Source organism: Actinoplanes couchii, from assembly GCF_016862075.1.
GTDB lineage: Bacteria > Actinomycetota > Actinomycetes > Mycobacteriales > Micromonosporaceae > Actinoplanes > Actinoplanes couchii.
In genome coordinates, this window is record NZ_BOMG01000032.1 from 84106 (window position 1) to 100288 (window position 16183).

A 16183-nucleotide genomic window follows, 5' to 3' on the forward strand; every position below is an offset into this window, starting at 1 on the left:
TAGTTCAGTCGGTGCGCTAGTGGATGCGAAGGAACGCATCGACGACTACCGTCAGGCGCGATGTCAGCACTCATTCAATACACCGAGCCGGCACCCGCCGCCCGTCCACCGGACTGGTCGGGCATCGGGAGCAGCATCCTGCCGGTGGCCGCCGGCGCCACCACCGACCTACTGAACTGTCACGCGCTCGTGCTCAGCACCGGCGGACCGCTGCTCACCGAGATCGATTTCGACGAGCATCCGGCCGCCGCGGGCACACTGCTCTGGGTCCGGCCCGGGCAGGCGGTGCGGTTCGCCGAAGCACCGGACGATCCGGTGACGATCGTCTTCCGGCCGGGACTTTTCGGTCCGGGCGAGCTGCCGGGGGTGAATCCCGACGCTCCGGCCGGGCCCGCCCGTACGCCGCTGGCCCTGCCCGATCCCGAGGTCTTCCGGACCGCGTTCGCCCACCTGGCCGCCGACACCGCCGGGCCGTCCGGCTCGGTCACCGCCGCGCTGTTACGCCACCAGCTGGCCGCGCTGCTGCTGCGGATCCGGGCGATCGATCCGGCCGACGAGACGCTGGACCACGTCGAGGGCCGGACGTTCGAGCGGTTCCGGATCCGGCTGGAGGAGGGTTACCCGCACACCCGGCGGGTCGAGGACTACGCCTCGGAGCTGGGCTGTTCGGTGCGTACCCTGACCCGGGCCAGTCTGGCGCTGACCGGGCGTACCGCCAAGCAGGTGGTCGACGACCGGGTGGCGCTGCAGGCCAGGCGCCTGCTCGCGGCGACCGCGCTGTCGGTCGCCGAGGTGGGCCGCATCCTGGGATTCGGGGAGCCGACCAACTTCGGCCGGTTCTTCCACCGGGAGACCGGACTGAGTCCCGGTCAGTTCCGCGGCCGGTACGGGGACGACCGTCCAGGCGGGATTCCGGCTCCCCGGGATCCCAGCGACTGAACACTCACCCACCGTTAATTCCCATAAAACCCTGGGGTATGTGCATCCGGATTGCGTGGCCGGGGCAGAATAGTCGGGTGCAGATCTCCGCGCGCGGCGACTACGCGGTCCGGGCCGCCCTCAGCTTGGCGCAGGCATACCCGGCGCTGATGTCCGCCCAGGCCATCGCTCAAGACCAAGAGATGCCCCGGAAGTTCCTCGAGGCAGTGCTCGCCGACCTGCGTCGTGCCGGTGTGGTGCGCGCACAACGTGGTGCCGAGGGCGGCTACACGCTGTCGCACCCACCCCGGGACGTGACGATCGGCCAGATCCTGCGGGCCGTCGACGGCCCGCTCGCCGGGGTGCGCGGCCTCCGTCCGGAGGAGACGCAGTACACCGGCGCCGCCGAGAACCTGCCGAACCTGTGGGTCGCGGTGCGTGCCGCCGTGCGCGAAGTGGTCGACGAGGTGAGTCTCGCCGAGCTGATCAGCGGGCGGATGCCGGCCCACGTCCGCAAGCTGACCACCCGCCCGGACGCCTGGCAGCCACGCTGACGTTTGTGAATCGGCGCCATCGGGAACCGTGCTCCCATCAGCAACGTCGATGGGAGTGGTTCCGATGGGCATCGTTTTCCGCAAGCGTAAGAAGATCGGGCCGCTGGTCCTGAACTTCACCGAGAACGGCTACTCCTCGTTCAGCTTCAAAATCGGCAAGTGGTCGTGGAACTCCAAGACCCGCGCGCACCGTTACGACCTGCCCGGCCCGATCTCCTGGAAGCAGGACAAGAGCCGCTCGTCCTAGGTCAGAGACTGATCACGACGTCGCCGCCGAGCCGGCCCTCCGCCGGCTTGCGGGCGACCTCCCCGGTGTCGATCAGGTCGTAGAGCACCGGGGTGACGTCGGCGGACCGGTAATCGGTCCAGGTCAGGGCGAAGGTGCGCAGTTCGGTCACCGTCGAGGGCCCCTCGGCGGCCAGGTGACCGAGCAGCGCCCGCCGCAGCTCGCCCTCCTCCACCGGCCGGTCCGGCTCGGCCGCCCACAGCGCGTCCTTGAAACTCTCCAGACTCTTGGCCGACGTGGTCGCGAAGACCACCACCTCGCCGTTCGCCAACGCGGCCGACGAGACGAGCGGGAAACCCGGCCCCTGGTACACACCGCCCGGCGGCAGCACCAGCAGCACCTCGGCCGGTTTGCCCCCGGTGATCGCGCGGATGGTGGTCGCCGCGGGCGGTTCGCTCGCGGCCGACGCGTCCAGATAGGCCAGCAGCGGTACGTTCGACGCACCGGCCGCTTTCAGCGCGACGGCCAGCCGCTCGTCGGTCCCGCCACCGATCGGCAGCACCGGGAATCCGGCCCGCACCGCGGTCAGCCGCTTCCCCACCTCGTCCATGTCCCGGCCGACGGCCACCATGGACAGTTCCCGGCCCCGTGCAAGATCGGGCAATTCGCTCAGAACACGTGCCGCCGTCTCCGCTCCGGCACCTCCGTCGTCGTCGGCGTATCCATGCACATAGGTCACCCGGCGGGACCGGCGCAACGCCGACTCCGCCCAGGTGTGCAGGTGATGAGCGAGTAGATCAAGCTTGGACATATCGCAGTTCTACCGTGTCCACTTCGCTACCGGAAACTTGTACCGAGGGTGTTCAGTTGAGCACTATGGGATACATGGCCCCTCCGCTCGCCGAAGTCACCGCCCAGGCGCAGACCCTGTCGTCGTCGGGCGATCTCGCGGGCGCCCGGGCCGTTCTGGACGATCTGCTCCGCACCGCCGACGCCGACCCCCGCCGCGCCACCGCCGACCTCGCGGTCGCCGCCACCCTGCACGCCCGCGTCCTCATCGCCCTCGGCGACCCGGAAACCGCCCGGCTCTCGGCCGCCTTCGCGCACTCCGCCGACGAGCGCCTGCACGGCCGCCGGGACGAGCGCACCATCGCCGCCGCCGCCCTGCACGCCGCGGTGCTCCAGCGGATCGGCCAGCACGGCCGGGCCGTCTCCGTCTACCACGACCTGATCGGCGAACTCGCCCTGCTGGACGGCCCCGACTCCCCCCGGGTCCTGGCCGCCGAAGCCGACCTGGCCACCGCCGAACACGCCGCCGGCCACTGCGCCACCGCCCGCTCCCGGCTGGCCCGGGCCTGGCGGCGGCACCGCCGGGTGCACGGCGACGCCAGCCCGGCCGGCATCAAGATGCTGGCCCGGCTCGGCGCGATGGAACGCGACTGCGGCCACGACGACGAGTCCCGCGAGCACCTGACCCTGGCCGGTGAGCTGAGCGCGCGCTACCTGCCGGCCGACCATCCGCTGGCCCGGCAGACCGCCGCCCTGGTCGCCGGCGCCACCGCCGGGCGGCACACCTGCGGCAGCCGCGACACCTCCGGCGGCACCCCGTTCCGGCCCTTCCCCCGCCGCCCCACGGTGCCCGACCCGGCCGGCTCCCGGCCGTCACCGTTCCCCGCCGACGCACCCGGCCAGCCGCCACCCGACGACCGGCCCACCGACCCGGCCGGCACGGTCTACCCGGTGCCGCCCGAGGACTTCTACGACGATCTGCCCCCGGCCGACAACCGGGCCACCGACCCCAACGGCAACGTCTACCAGCAGCCGCTCTACCTGGCCGACCTCGGGCTGCCCGGCGACCCGACCGGCCGGCACGCCCGCGCCGACACCCCGCCACCCCTGCCCGGCAACCGCGCCCCCGACTACGGCGAGGACGGCAAACCACTTCCCGTCGGTACGGCCCGGACCGGCACCCGCACCGATCCGCCCAACTCACGGCGCCTGCCGGTGCGTACCGGCAAGCCCGGAAGATCTCGCACCGGCCACCAACTGCTCCTCGCCGCGCTGCTGGCCGGTGGGGTCGCCGGCGCCGCGGCCCTGGTCATCCTCACCCTGCCCGGCGCCGACGGGGCGAAGCGGCCGGCCGACTCCCCCGCCCCACCGGCCGCCTCGCCGAACGTCCTGCTGCGCGACGGCGGCGACAGCATCGCCCTCCAGTGGGCCTACCCGCGCGGTGCCACCGGCGACGTGCTGATCACCGGCGGACGGGACGGACAGCCCCCGGTGAAGATCGCCGACCTGCCCCGCGGAGCCGCCGACTACGTCGTCTACAGCCTCAACCCCGACCTGGACTACTGCTTCACCGTCGCGATCCGGGGCGCGGACACCACCACGGAGGCCGGCACGGCGTGCACCAGGCGGTGATGCAACCGTTCCGCAACCGGCTGCGACCCGGGCCGCTCCCCCCACCCCGGACCGTAGGGCGTCACGGCCACGACAGGGAAGAGGCACAGTGACGACCCTCGTCCCCAGCGAGCAGACCCGGCAGCTCACCGAACTCGAGACCGCCGTGACGGAACTCGAGGCGCGTACCCCGTCCCAGTTCCGGACCGTGTGGGCGCCCGCCGCCGCGCTCCGCCAGCGGGCCGAGGAGGTCGGCGACACCGAAGTGGTCCAGCGGGCCGTCCTGCTCCAGGCCGGCGTCCTGCTCCGGGAAGGACAGACCGGCGAAGGCGGCCAGCTCGCGCTCCAGGTGAAGGTCTGGGCCGAGGAGAACGAGGCCCGGTACGTGCTGGCCCGCGCCCACCGGGAACTCGCCGTCTTCTACCGGCACGTCGGCGACTTCTCCGACGCCCTCACCCATGCCGTGCAGAGTGTCGCCTTCCTCAGCGACGACGTGCCCGCCCACCTGCGGGCCCGGCACCTGATGACCCTCGCCGTCTCCCTGTCCGACACCGGCTCGCACGCCGACGGCAAACGCCGCGGCCGGGAGGCACTCGCGCTGTCCGCCCAGGCCGGCGACCACGAGATGGTCCTCGCCATGCTCAACAACATGGCGTACAGCGCCGCCGAGCTCGGCGACGAGACCGAGGCCCGCGCCCTCGTCGCCCAGATGCGCGACGTCCAGCAGCGCAACGGACACCGGTTCACCGCCAACGAACTCGACACCATGGCCCAGGTCGAACTGATGAGCCATCGGTACGCCGCCGTCGAGGAACTGCTCACCCCGGTACTCGCCGACCTCGTCGTCGCCACCGAAGGCGACGCCGTCGCCGAGTGCCGGCTCACCCTCGCCCGGGCCCGGCGGCTCGACCGCCGGTACGCGGCCGCCCAGGACGCCCTCGACGCGGCCCGGGCCACCTGCGCCGAACGGCAACTCGGCGCCATCGGGGCCCGGGTCCGCCAGGAACAGGCCGCCCTCTACGCCGACACCGGGCGCTACGCGGAGGCGTACGAGGAACACCGCAGTTTCCACGCCGACATGACCGCCCTGCAATCGGTGCAGCGCGACGCCCGGGCCCGCGCCCTGCAGGCCGTCTTCGAAGCCAACGAAGCCCGCCGGGCCAGCGAACACTTCCGGGAGATGGCCCACCGGGACGCCCTCACCGGACTGCACAACCGGCGGTATGTCAACGAACGGCTGCCCGCACTGATGGTCGAGTCCGCGGAACGGGGCCGGCCGCTGTCCGTGGCGATCGTCGACCTCGACCACTTCAAACGCATCAACGACACGCTGTCGCACGCCACCGGCGACACCGTCCTGCAGCACGTCGCCGAACTGCTCGAAGAAGCCGCGCCGGGAGCGGCCATCGCGGCCCGGATGGGCGGGGAGGAGTTCCTGCTCGCCTTTCCCGGAGTGGACGCGGAGGAGGCGGCGATGCGCTGCGAACGGCTACGGCTGCGGATCCGGGCACACGGCTGGGAACCGGTCACCGGAACCCTCCAGGTGACCACCAGCATCGGGGTGACCACCGTGGAACCCGGCGAGACCAGCCTGTCGGCCCTGCTGTCCACCGCCGACCGCAACCTGTACGCCGCCAAACGCTCCGGCCGCGACCGCGTCGTCGCCGGCTGATCCCTCGGTGCAGAATCCAGGTATGGCCGATGACTCGACGATCCCGTTCCCCTCGCCCATGACCCCTGCCGCCGGGCGGGCCGAGGTCTTCGTCCGGTACCTGGACTTCTACCGGGAGACCGTCCTGGCCAAGGCCGCCGGCCTACCCGAGGCCGAGCTGCGGTCCAGCCGCCTGCCATCCGGGTGGACACCACTTGAGCTGCTCAAGCATCTACGGTTCGTGGAGTTGCGCTGGCTGGAATGGGGTTTTCAGGGCCGTGACGTCGCCGAGCCGTGGGGCGACCGCAAGGACGACCGCTGGCACGTCGATCCGTCGGAGAGCCTGGCCGATCTGACTGCCGCGCTCCGGGCGCAGGGTGTCCGCACCACAGCGGTGATCACCGGGAACGACCTGGAGGCGGTGGGCCGGCCCGGCCCACGCTGGGCCGGCGACGATCCAGCCGGTCTGGAGCGGATCTGCTTCCACCTGCTCCAGGAATACGCCAGGCACGCCGGCCACCTCGACGTCGTCGTCGAACTGGCCGGAGGCCCCGTCGGCGAGTGACCGGTCAGAGGTCGGCGTCGGCGCGGACCGGGTAGTGGTCGGAAGCTGTCGCGGTGGTCTCGTCCCGGACGGACCAGACGCGCTCGGTCCGAGCTGCCAGAGCGGGGCTCGCCATCATGTAGTCCAGTCGGACGGCGCCGAACTCGCGGCCCGCGTAATCGGTGGGGACGGTCCGGCCGTCACCGTCGCCGGCGGTGTGCCACAGGTCGGTGTACCCCTGTTCGTGGAAGGCCGCGATGGCCCTGGTGTCGGCGGTACCGTCCGGGGCCAGGTGGCGCTGCCGGTAGAGCGATGGCAGGGCGGCGAGTTCCCGTTCGTGATCGCCGCGGGGGTCGAGCCCGTTCATGTCTCCGGCGATCAACGCCAGCCCACCGCGAGAAGCGTAGCGAGCGGCGAGCCAGCGGGCCTCTCGGTAGCGGCGGGTCGGGGAGAACGGGTTCAGGTGGGTGCTCACCACCGTCAGGGGGCCGGCGGTGGTCTCGGTGCGGACCACGGCTGCCGCGTGGTGCAGACGCCATGTCACCGACGTGCGGTGGGTGATGTGTAGTGGTGGGCGGATCAGGACCGCCACCGGCTGGGCGAACGCCGACGGGGCCATGTGGGCTTCCATGCCCACTGCCGCCGCCAGCTGGTGGAGGCGGCGGCGGCCGTAGGCGCGGTAGTTCAGCAGCTCCTGCAGGCACAGGACGTCGGGTTGCTCGGTGCGGATCACCTGGATGATCGACGGGAGACGGTCACCGCCGCCGTGTTTGATGTTCCAGGTCATCAGGCGCAACGTCATCCGACCTTCTCCAGGTCGCGGGAGCGGGTGGCCTTCTCCGCCTCGGCCGCGGCCTCGGACAGCGTCTCGGCGTGTGCGTTGGGGCGGATCACCCACCACAGGACGCCGATCCAGGCCGTGGTCAGCAGCAGCGCGCCCATCACGTCGGTGGGGTGGTGCATGCCGCGGTACATGCGGGACAGGGCGACGATCGCCGGCATGATCACGGCCAGGGCCGGGAAGATCCAGCGCCACGGCTGCCGGACCCGGGCCATCACGATGATCGCGATCGCCACCCATAGGCACATGGTGGCGGCGATGTGCCCGGACGGGAACGACGAGGTCGGCATCTGACCGTCGATCTGTTCGACGGACGGGCGTTCCCGGCCGACCGAGGCGGCCGCGCAGAGGAAGAGGGTCAGCTCGCCGATCATGGTGAGGGCCAGGAAGAGGACCGGCCGCCACTGCCGCCACGCGGCCAGGGCCAGCGGGCAGAAGATCAGCGAGATGATCAGGATGGCGTGTGTGTCGCCGGCTTTGCTGGCGAGCCAGCTCAGGTGGTCGAGGTCGGGGGTCCGGAAGGTCTGGAGCCAGCGCGGGACGGCGTCGTCGAACGGCGGCTCCCACCTGTTCACCGAGTAGCCGACCAGGTAGAGCAGGCCGAACACGAAGACCCAGCCGACCAGGATCTCGGCGCCCTTGGCCCACGGGTGCGGCAGCACGGCCTCCTCGGCGGGGGCGGGGCGCAGGTCGGGGCCGGCTTCCGGGTCGAGGCCGTCGGTGATCGGCGGCGTCTCGTGGCCGGCTTCGCGGCGCCAGATCCGGAAGGCGTACGCGGTGACGCTGATCCAGGCGATCCCGAGCAGCCAGCCGCCGAGCACGTCGGAGAGGAAGTGCACGCCGAGGGCGATCCGGGTGAACCCGACGGCGGCGACGATCAGCGCGGCCAGCCCGATGAACCAGGGCCGCCACGCGCGCCGCATCGCGGGCAGGAAGACCAGCACGAGCATCCCGTAGACGACCATCGAGCCGAGCGCGTGCCCGCTGGGGAAGCTGTTGCCGGGCGCGGAGGCGACCGGGATCTCGACGACCGGCCGGAGCCGCCCGATCAGCGCTTTCAGCGACGGGTCGAGGATCAGCGCGCCGGCGCCGGTGACCAGCAGGTAGATCGCCGGCCGGGGCAGTCTGCGCAGGAACAGCAGGGCGGCGGCGAGGACCACCAGCGGGAGGAGTACGCCGCGGCCACCGAACGAGGAGATCTGCTGGAGCACCGCCACCGTCGTCTCGGATCCGGCGGCCCAGGAGTTCAGCCCGTGCGCCACCGACTGGTCGAGGTCGAGCAGTGGCCGCCAGTGGAACCGGACCAGCAGCAACAAGACGCCGAAGGTGAGCCCGATCGCGGCGACCACGATCAGTCCCAGCACACTGCGTTCGGCGAAATGCCGCACGGGCGCCCAGCCGGTGCGTTCCACCACTCGGTTCTCGTCGGTCGTCACTGCGCGCTCCAACTCTCGGGGAGGGGGTGCGCGGTGACTTACCCGGCGGGCTCGGTCGTCACACCGGGGTCGCGCGGTGACGGGATCTCCGGCTGTTCCTCCGGCTCCCAGCGGTCCTCCTGGGCGGGCTTGGGCACACCGACCCGGCGGGCCTCCAGCTGGGCGGCGAAGGCGAGCCCGAGGAAGAGGGCGATTCCGGTCAGGTTGGCCCAGAGCAGCAGCGCCATCATCGCGGTGAGCGGCCCGTAGGTGGCACCGAAGGCGTCGCTGAACCGGATGTACCCGGCCAGCAGCAGACTGGCCAGCCACCACAGCACGGTCGACACCACCGCCCCGAACAGCAGCCAGGAGAGGGCGGGCTGGTTCCGGCGTACCGAATGGCGGAAGAGAAGGGCCACCGCGAAGATGATCAGGACCAGGCTCAGTGGCCACCGCACCACGTCCCAGGCCACCCGCAACCCGCCGGAGATGCCGAAATGTTGCTCGGCCGAGTCGCCGGCGGCCTTGCCGGCCACCAGGATCAGGAAGCCGAAGAGCGCGGGCAGCCCGGCGACCAGGGCGAGGACCGCGGCGCGGAAGTATTTGCGCAGGGCCGGCCGGTCGCGTTCGACGCCGTAGATGCGGTTGGCGCCGCGTTCGATCTGGGCCATCGCGCTGGTCAGTGCGAACAGTCCGGTGACCATACCGAGGGCGAGAGCGAGTTCCCCGGCGTCCTCGGTGCGGTCGTCGTCCATCAGCAGCTCGGTGACCAGTGGTGCGCTGGCGCCGGGGGTGAGTGCGATGACGGTGTCCGCGACGACCTGGCCGCCGTCCTCCACGCCGAGGTCGGTGGCGAGGCCGGAGAGGGCGATCAGGAACGGGACGATGGCCAGGCAGAGCTGGAAGCCGAAGGCCCGGGCGTGGCTGAAGCCGTCGCCGTAGCGGAACCGGACGAACGCGTCGTGCAGCAGGGGCCAGCGCCCGTAGTGCAGCAACGCGAGGAAGGCGTCGTCGGCGGAGAGCTTGTCCCCGGCCATCATCCGGGTCTCGGGGACCGGTTCGGTACTGCTCAAGCCTTCTCCTCGGCCGCTTTCTTGATCGGCTCCGCACGCTCGGCGACCGCCGACGCGTCGTACGCCAGGTCCGGGTCGGCGTCCGGCTGGGGCACGCAGAGCAGCAGCGCCCGGTGCCGGACCCCGATCTTCATGACCTTGCCCGGGGTGATCGTGTCGCCGTCGAGCTGGCGGGCCTGTGCCCGGTTGCTGTAGATCTCAACCCGCTGTGCGGTGAACGTCTCCATCAGCGGCACCCGTTTGCGGCGGCTCATCACGGCCCAGACCAGGGCCGCCCAGTGCGCCAGGTTGGTCGGGCTGAGGATGGCCACGTCGAGCCGGCCGTCGGCGGGATCGGCCTTGCTGAGCAGTTTCACCCCGCCCTGCAGCCGGCCCACGTTACCGACGATCACGGCGGCCGGGCGGCGCGGCATGGGCGGGCCGCCGTCCAGCCGGATCCGGGCCCGCATCGGCCGGTCGAGCAGGTGTTTGGCGGCGCCGCCGAGGTAGGCGGGCCAGCCGATGTGCTTCTTCGCCCGCTCCGAGGTGTCCTCCAGCATCTGGGCGTCGAAGCCCATGCCGGCCATCACCACGAAGCACTTGTCACCGAGCGTGCCGACGTCGATGCGCCGGCGGCCACCCTCCAGGGCGACCTGCAGCCCGGCGGCCGGGTCGTTGCCGAGACCCAGGTTGGCGGCGAGCAGGTTGCCGGTGCCGGCGGGCAGGACGGCCAGGGCCACGTCGCTGCCGGTCAGGGCGGTGACGACCGCGGTCACGGTGCCGTCGCCACCGCACGCGAAGACCAGCTCGGCGCCCTCACCGATGGCCTGCTTGGCCTGACCTCGGCCGGGATCGTCGGGCGTCGTCTCGTACCAGGACGGCTCCGGCCACCCGGCCCGGCGCAACGCCTCGTGGACGGTGCGCCGCAGGTGATCGGGATCGGCCACTTTGCTGGGGTTGAACACGATGGCGGAGCGGGGTCCAGTCACGTCGCTCAGTGTGCCGGAGACATGTCACGGCAGCGACTCGACGGGCGCAGTCGTGCACTCTCCGGGGGCACACTGGTCGGGTGACCGACTTGACCTACCCCCATGTGGGTGCGACCCGGACCGGGCGGCTGCCCGGTGGTTACCGGCATCTGCGCCACCGCGCCCGGATCGGCACCGGCCAGGAGGTGCTGGACCGGGCCGGTGCCGCGGTCCTGGCCTTCCGGATGCACCGGGCGATCGGCGCCGGTGTCACCGCCGACGCCGGGCGGGCCGCGCCGGGGGTGCTGCTCACCGTGCGGATCGGGCCGCTGCGGGCGCCGTGCGAGGTGGTCTGGACGCTGGAGGAGGGTGACCGGATCGGGTTCGCGTACGGCACCCGTCCGGGGCATCCGGCCAGCGGTGAGGAGGCGTTCGTGGTGGAGCGCGACGAGCACGACCGGGTGTGGCTGACGGTGACCGCGTTCAGTCGCCCGGCGAGCACCCTGATGCGGGTGGTGGGCCCGTTCGGGGTCGCCTTCCAGCACGTGTTCGCGCGCCTCTGCGGGTTGGCCCTGCGCCGTCTGGGTACCGTGAAACGGTGAGAGTGACCTGGTGGGGACACAGCACGGCGTGGATCGAGGACTCCGGCACCGGGCTGCTGACCGACCCGGTGCTGACCGGCCGGCTCGCCCATCTCCGGCGGATGGCCGGCCCGGCGCCCCGGCTTCCCGGCGCCCCGGACGCGATCCTGCTGTCGCACCTGCACGCTGATCACTTCCACTGCGCGTCACTTCGTGCCGTACCGGGAAATCCGCTGTTGATCGTGCCGAAGGGGGCCCGGGAGTTCACCGCCCGCGCCCTGGGCCGGGAGGCGGCCGGCCGTTGTGTGGAGCTGGCGCCGGGTGAACAGACCGAGGTGGGCGCGGTCCGGGTGCGGGCGGTGCCGGCCCGGCACGACGGCACCCGGGGTCCGTGGTCGCGGGATCGGGCGATGGCCGTCGGGTTCGTGGTGGAGGGACAGGCCCGGGCGTGGTACGCCGGGGACACCGGCCTGTTCGACGAGATGTCCGATCTGGGGCCGCTGGACCTGGCGCTGATCCCGGTCGGCGGCTGGGGCCCGACCCTGGGCGCGCACGGGCATCTGGACGCCCGGGACGGCGCCGAGGCGCTGCGCCGGGTGAAGGCGTCGTGGGCGGTGCCGGTGCACTACGGGACGCTGTGGCCGATCGGGATGGGCCGGGTGCGGCGGCACATGTTCGACGAGCCGGGCGCCCGGTTCGCCGAGTTCGCGGCGCAGGCCGCACCGGACAGCCGGGTGCGGGTGCTGGCCCACGGCGAGACCCTGGACCTGGGCGCCGCCGCGTGATCGACCTGCTGGGCGCGCTCGGCTGGTTGGTGCTGGTGGTGTCGTTCGGTGCGGTGGTGCCGATCGTGCCGACCGGGGCCGCGGTGAGCGGGACGGCGGCGCTGATGTTCCACGAGCACCCGTTCTCGATCGCGCTGGTGGTGGCGGCGGGCGCGGCCGGGGCTTACCTGGGCGATCTGGTGATGTACGCGATGTGCCGGTTCGGCGGGGAGAAACTGGCCCGCCGGTTGCGCTGGCTGCGCGACGAGGAGCACCTGGCCGGGGTGAAACAGCGGCTGACCCGGCGGCAGGTGCCGGTGCTGCTGGTGTCCCGGCTGATCCCGGGCGGCCGCGTCCCGGTGCTTCTCGCGGCCGCCTTCGCCGGGATCCCCTGGCGTACGTTCGTCGTCGCCAACCTGCCGGCCTGCGCGCTGTGGTCGCTGGTCTACGCCGCGATCGGGCTGGCCGGCGGGTCGATCTTCCCGGAGCCGTGGCAGGGCGTGGTCGCCGCGGTGGTGGCGATCCTGCTGGTCAACCAGGCCCTGACGTGGTGGGAACGACGACGGGCGATCAGTACTTCAGGTGCGTCCGGGTGAGCTTGGCGACCCGCTCCACCATGCTGATGCCGCTGGTCATGGTCTTGTTGGTGTGCGAGAGCACGGCGATCGACACGTCGGTCTCGTCGCCGGTGACCTGACCGACCGTGTTGATGATCCACAGGTTCTTCTCGGTGGAGCGCTGCAGCCAGCCGTTCTTCACGGCGGCGTCCTCGTCCTCGCCGGCCACGGCCGGGACACCCCAGTCCTGGTCGGTGGCGACGGTGGTCATCAGCTTGTGGGCGTACGCCCGGGAGGTTTCGTTCAGCTCGCCCTTCTCGTCCTCGATCGCGGCGAGCAACTTCACCTGGTCCTTCACCGTGGTCCTGGTGAGCCCCCAGGAGCTGCTGACCTTGGTCTGGGTGAGGCCGAGGCGCTTGTTGCAGGCGCTGAGCCCGGTGTAGCGGCCGATCTTGCCGAACAGCGACGTGGTGGCGGCGTTGTCGCTGTACCGGATCATCTTGTCGGCCAGCGCCTTCTCGCTGCTGGTGACCTTGCGGTCGTCGTCCTGCGCGGTCATCAGCAGGCAGGCGAGCACCTGCACCTTGACGATGCTGGCGGTCTCGTACTTCTCGTCGCCACGGAACGCGTAGGTCTCGCCGGTCTTCTTGTCGAAGACGGCGACGGAGAACTCCGGCTTGTCGGCGGCGTACTTCTTCAGAGCCGCGTCGAGGGTCTTGACACGCTTGGCACGCTCGATGGCGGCCAGCTCCTCGGGGGTGGGGCCGGTCGGCGTGGGGGACGCCTTGGCCGCGGGCACGTCGCTGAAGGATCCGGCCAGCGAGCCGGTCCCACCGGAGCCGCCGCCCAGCATGCCCTGGGCGACCAGCACCGAACCACCCAGGATGCCCACCGCGGCGGCTACGAGGATCAGGTTTCGGGGATTAGGCACCCATGCATACTGCCGTGTCGGCGGCCTCTGTGACACGCCAGAGGCCTGTGTATTCCGGACTTTCGACGCTCGGCTGCGCCGCCCGTACGTTGCGTCACCCCGGAGGAGCCGGGTGCGGGGTGCGCGCGCGGCGCACAATGGAGGCATGTTCAATCTTCTGTCCGGCGCCGTTCAGCTCACCTCCGCAGCGGTCGGCAAGGTGATCGAGACGGCGGCCACCGCGGCGACGATCCCGGTGCGCGCGGTCGGGCTGATCGGGCAGAGCGAGCTTTTGCTGAACCGGGCGACGGTGGCGGTCTCGCAGGTGGAGAGCCTGATCAACCGGGTCTCCGCGGTGGTGACCGCGGTCGAGGCGACGGTGGCCGAGACCCGGGCGGTGGCGGACGTCGCGGCGCTGACCGTGCGGGAGGTGGCCGTCACCTCGGCCACCGCGGCCGATCTGGTTCGACGGGCGTCGATCACCGCCGAGGCGGCCGGCGTGCTCGTCGGCGACGCCTCCACGGCTGTGAGCGAGGTCACGGCCATCGCGAACCGGGCCGGCGCCGTAGCCGGCGAGGTCGAGACTCTTGTCGGCGACTACGCGCCGACGCTGCGTGATGCCGCTCCGCTGGCCGCCCGGTTCGTCGCCGAGCTGACGCCGGACGAGGTGACCGCCGCGATCCGGATGATCGACGAGCTGCCGGCCCTGCAGCACCACCTGGTCACCGACGTGATGCCGCTGCTGGGCAAGCTCGACCAGGTCGGCCCGGACCTGCACAAGCTCCTCGAGGTCACCGAGGACCTGCACCTGGCCATCGCGGGCCTGCCCGGTCTGAAGATGCTGCGCCGCCGCGGCGAGGAGCGGGTGCACGAGAACGGATGACGGACGCGCGCCGGCCCCCGATCCGCGTGGATCGGGGGCCGGCGTGCCCGTGACGGGGTGGGATCAGAAGATCGACACGCCGTAGGCGTTGAGCGCCTCGGTGACCGGCTGGAAGTAGGTCACGCCACCGGAGGAGCAGTTGCCACTGCCGCCGGAGGTGAGACCGTAGGCCGCGGAGCCACGGTAGAGCGGGCCGCCGCTGTCGCCCGGCTCGGCGCAGACGGTGGTGCGGATCAGGCCGGAGACCGAACCCTGCGAGTAGTTCACCGTGGCGTTGAGCTGGGTGACCGAGCCGGTGCGGGTACCGGTGGTGGAGCCGCGCCGGGTGACGGCGGTGCCGACCGCCGGGGTGGAGGCCGAGGTGAAGCCGCCGGTCTTGGCGATGGTGGTGTTGGTGTAGCGGACGATGCCGTAGTCGTTGCCCGGGAAGCTGGTGCCCGACCGGGTGCCGAGGGTCGCCGAGCCGTTGGTCCAGGTGGTGCCGGCGTTGGTGCAGTGACCCGCGGTCAGGAAGTAGTTCGTGCTGCCGCTGCGCACGTTGAAGCCGAGCGAGCAGCGGCTGCCACCGGTGTAGATGGCGTCACCGGCGGCGATCAGGGGGCTCAGCGTGCCGGGGATGCTCTCCAGGCGGGCGGCGTCGCCGAGCTTGGCGACGGTGGCCTGGACGGCGGCGAGCTCAGCGCCGGTGACGCTCTCGTCGACGCTGACCACGACCTTGTTGGAGACCGGGTCGACACTGAACGCGGTGCCCGGAACCCGCATGGTGGTCTTGAGGTTCGCGTCGGCGGCGGCCAGTGTGGCACCGCTGTTGGCGACGTAACGGACGGTGGCGCCGGCGGCCCGCGCCTCGGCGGCGGTCGCCGCGTCGGTCACGTTGACGACGAGCTTGCCGTCCTGCACGAACGAGCCGGCGTCGCGGTCGCCGAGTTTGGCGTCCAGCGAGCTGGCGAGAGCCGAGTGGTCGGCGCTGATCAGGGGGGCGGCCGAGGCGGGGGACGCGGCCAGGCCACTGGCGACGAGAACGCCCACCGCGAGGCCGACGATCGGTCGGCGAAGCATCGGGTTGAGCACGTTTCCTCCCAGGGGGAACGGGTGGGGTACACCGATCCGGCGTACCGCGTGCTCGAAGTATTCAAATTGTTCGATCTAAGGGCAAGGCTCGTGAACGATCACCAAAAATCGATCAACATGATGGTGACCAGCGAAAACATCTGCGTCATATCGTGAGCCTATGACCCTTTCGGGATGAAAATACCGAGAAGCGTAACCGGCCGGCAACATTTCGTCGCCGGCCGGCACAGCTCCTACATCGACACACCTCGACGACCCGCCTACCGCTCGACGACGACGATCGGAGCGTCGTCCGCGAGCCGGTAGCCGAGGCCGTACACCGTGGTGATCAGCTCCGGGTCGTCGAGCTTGGTGCGCAGGCGGCTGACGTGCACGTCGACCGTCCGGTTGGTGGTGTGCCGGTGGCCCCAGACGTGGGTGAGCAGCTGGGCGCGGCTGAACACCTGGCGCGGATGGCGGGCCAGGAAGAGGAGCAGGTCGTACTCCAGGCGGCTCAGCTCGAGCAGGCGGCCGCCCCGGAACGCGGTGCGCGCCCGCGGGTCGAGGCGGATCTCCGCGACCCCCTCGGGCCGGGAGGCGGACTCGGTGGCGCCCACCTCCACCGCGGCGGTGGCGCCGGCGGCGTCGACCAGCTCACGGAGAGCGGCCAGCACGCGCTCCCGGCCGCCGGCACCCCCGGCGATGCTGATCGTCACGGTCACGGGGGCCTGATCGTCGTCCAACTGCTGCTCCGGCGGCGGCTCGGGCACCGGCCTCAGCAGGACCGGGCGGGGGTATGTGGCGTGCGGATGCGCGACGGCGAGAACGGACACGGCTGCTCCTTCTGACTCCTGGATCGGGGGGTGGCG

The 16183-nt window shown here is 71.6% G+C and carries 18 protein-coding genes; 10 read left to right on the top strand and 8 right to left on the bottom strand.

Annotated features, from left to right (window positions below):
- Window positions 1-60 precede the first annotated feature (60 nt).
- The 3 genes from Aco03nite_RS09875 to Aco03nite_RS09885 all read left to right on the top strand — a co-directional run bounded on the left by Aco03nite_RS09875 (window position 61) and on the right by Aco03nite_RS09885 (window position 1719).
- Window positions 61-939 (top strand): helix-turn-helix domain-containing protein, encoded by an 879-nt coding sequence (locus Aco03nite_RS09875; protein ID WP_203794503.1) that lies wholly within the window; start codon window positions 61-63, stop codon window positions 937-939.
- Window positions 940-1016: 77 nt separating this feature from the next.
- Window positions 1017-1472: an RrF2 family transcriptional regulator gene (locus Aco03nite_RS09880; RefSeq protein WP_092554613.1), complete on the top strand. Its 456-nt coding sequence runs from the start codon at window positions 1017-1019 to the stop codon at window positions 1470-1472.
- A 64-nt stretch (window positions 1473-1536) separates the two neighbouring features.
- Window positions 1537-1719 (top strand): DUF4236 domain-containing protein, encoded by a 183-nt coding sequence (locus Aco03nite_RS09885; protein WP_203794505.1) that lies wholly within the window; start codon window positions 1537-1539, stop codon window positions 1717-1719.
- 1 nt (window position 1720) lies between these two features.
- Here Aco03nite_RS09885 and Aco03nite_RS09890 read toward each other — a convergent pair whose 3' ends face one another.
- On the bottom strand, window positions 1721-2509 hold the full coding sequence (locus tag Aco03nite_RS09890) for a hypothetical protein (protein WP_203794507.1): 789 nt from the start codon (window positions 2507-2509) through the stop codon (window positions 1721-1723).
- Between the two features lie 74 nt (window positions 2510-2583).
- Here Aco03nite_RS09890 and Aco03nite_RS09895 point away from each other — a divergent pair, with 74 nt between their 5' ends.
- From Aco03nite_RS09895 to Aco03nite_RS09905, 3 genes are all read left to right on the top strand, one after another.
- On the top strand, window positions 2584-4119 hold the full coding sequence (locus Aco03nite_RS09895) for a tetratricopeptide repeat-containing protein (RefSeq protein ID WP_239145035.1): 1536 nt from the start codon (window positions 2584-2586) through the stop codon (window positions 4117-4119).
- An 88-nt stretch (window positions 4120-4207) separates the two neighbouring features.
- Window positions 4208-5770, top strand: coding sequence for a GGDEF domain-containing protein (locus Aco03nite_RS09900; RefSeq protein ID WP_203794508.1), 1563 nt, complete (start codon window positions 4208-4210; stop codon window positions 5768-5770).
- Window positions 5771-5792: 22 nt separating this feature from the next.
- Window positions 5793-6314, top strand: coding sequence for a mycothiol transferase (locus tag Aco03nite_RS09905; RefSeq protein ID WP_203794510.1), 522 nt, complete (start codon window positions 5793-5795; stop codon window positions 6312-6314).
- 4 nt (window positions 6315-6318) lie between these two features.
- On the opposite strand, the gene Aco03nite_RS09910 is transcribed toward Aco03nite_RS09905, so the two are convergent.
- Genes Aco03nite_RS09910 through Aco03nite_RS09925 form a run of 4 tightly spaced genes read right to left on the bottom strand, consistent with a single transcriptional unit; the run spans window position 6319 to window position 10590 of the window.
- The gene (locus Aco03nite_RS09910; RefSeq protein WP_203794512.1) at window positions 6319-7095 is read right to left on the bottom strand and encodes an endonuclease/exonuclease/phosphatase family protein; all 777 of its coding nucleotides are present in this window, start codon (window positions 7093-7095) and stop codon (window positions 6319-6321) included.
- Window positions 7092-8570, bottom strand: a complete 1479-nt coding sequence (locus Aco03nite_RS09915) for a phosphatase PAP2 family protein (protein ID WP_203794513.1) — start codon at window positions 8568-8570, stop codon at window positions 7092-7094. Before Aco03nite_RS09915 ends, Aco03nite_RS09910 begins: the two co-directional genes overlap by 4 nt.
- A 38-nt stretch (window positions 8571-8608) precedes the next feature.
- Window positions 8609-9622: a YihY/virulence factor BrkB family protein gene (locus Aco03nite_RS09920; RefSeq protein ID WP_203794515.1), complete on the bottom strand. Its 1014-nt coding sequence runs from the start codon at window positions 9620-9622 to the stop codon at window positions 8609-8611.
- Window positions 9619-10590, bottom strand: coding sequence for a diacylglycerol/lipid kinase family protein (locus Aco03nite_RS09925; protein ID WP_203794517.1), 972 nt, complete (start codon window positions 10588-10590; stop codon window positions 9619-9621). The genes Aco03nite_RS09920 and Aco03nite_RS09925 overlap by 4 nt, the downstream gene beginning before the upstream one ends.
- An 80-nt stretch (window positions 10591-10670) precedes the next feature.
- Between Aco03nite_RS09925 and Aco03nite_RS09930 the strand changes: the two genes are divergently transcribed.
- From Aco03nite_RS09930 to Aco03nite_RS09940, 3 genes are read left to right on the top strand one after another with little or no spacing between them, the layout of a single operon-like run.
- Entirely contained in the window at window positions 10671-11171 is a 501-nt protein-coding gene (locus Aco03nite_RS09930; protein WP_203794518.1) for a DUF1990 domain-containing protein, read from the top strand.
- A complete protein-coding gene (locus Aco03nite_RS09935) occupies window positions 11168-11935 on the top strand; it encodes an MBL fold metallo-hydrolase (RefSeq protein WP_203794520.1) in 768 nt (255 codons plus the stop codon). The genes Aco03nite_RS09930 and Aco03nite_RS09935 overlap by 4 nt, the downstream gene beginning before the upstream one ends.
- The gene (locus Aco03nite_RS09940; RefSeq protein ID WP_239145036.1) at window positions 11932-12510 is read left to right on the top strand and encodes a DedA family protein; all 579 of its coding nucleotides are present in this window, start codon (window positions 11932-11934) and stop codon (window positions 12508-12510) included. The genes Aco03nite_RS09935 and Aco03nite_RS09940 overlap by 4 nt, the downstream gene beginning before the upstream one ends.
- On the opposite strand, the gene Aco03nite_RS09945 is transcribed toward Aco03nite_RS09940, so the two are convergent.
- Window positions 12485-13402 (bottom strand): serine hydrolase, encoded by a 918-nt coding sequence (locus Aco03nite_RS09945; RefSeq protein ID WP_239145037.1) that lies wholly within the window; start codon window positions 13400-13402, stop codon window positions 12485-12487. The genes Aco03nite_RS09940 and Aco03nite_RS09945 overlap by 26 nt on opposite strands.
- A 145-nt stretch (window positions 13403-13547) precedes the next feature.
- On the opposite strand from Aco03nite_RS09945, the gene Aco03nite_RS09950 reads away from it, so the two are divergent.
- On the top strand, window positions 13548-14264 hold the full coding sequence (locus Aco03nite_RS09950) for a hypothetical protein (protein WP_203794522.1): 717 nt from the start codon (window positions 13548-13550) through the stop codon (window positions 14262-14264).
- Between the two features lie 63 nt (window positions 14265-14327).
- On the opposite strand, the gene Aco03nite_RS09955 is transcribed toward Aco03nite_RS09950, so the two are convergent.
- Both Aco03nite_RS09955 and Aco03nite_RS09960 read right to left on the bottom strand, forming a co-directional pair.
- Window positions 14328-15323 (bottom strand): S1 family peptidase, encoded by a 996-nt coding sequence (locus Aco03nite_RS09955; RefSeq protein WP_203794523.1) that lies wholly within the window; start codon window positions 15321-15323, stop codon window positions 14328-14330.
- Window positions 15324-15595: 272 nt separating this feature from the next.
- Window positions 15596-16147 carry a winged helix-turn-helix domain-containing protein gene (locus Aco03nite_RS09960; RefSeq protein WP_203794525.1) on the bottom strand — a complete coding sequence of 184 codons (552 nt, stop codon included), beginning with the start codon at window positions 16145-16147 and terminating at the stop codon, window positions 15596-15598.
- Between the last annotated feature and the right edge of the window lie 36 nt (window positions 16148-16183).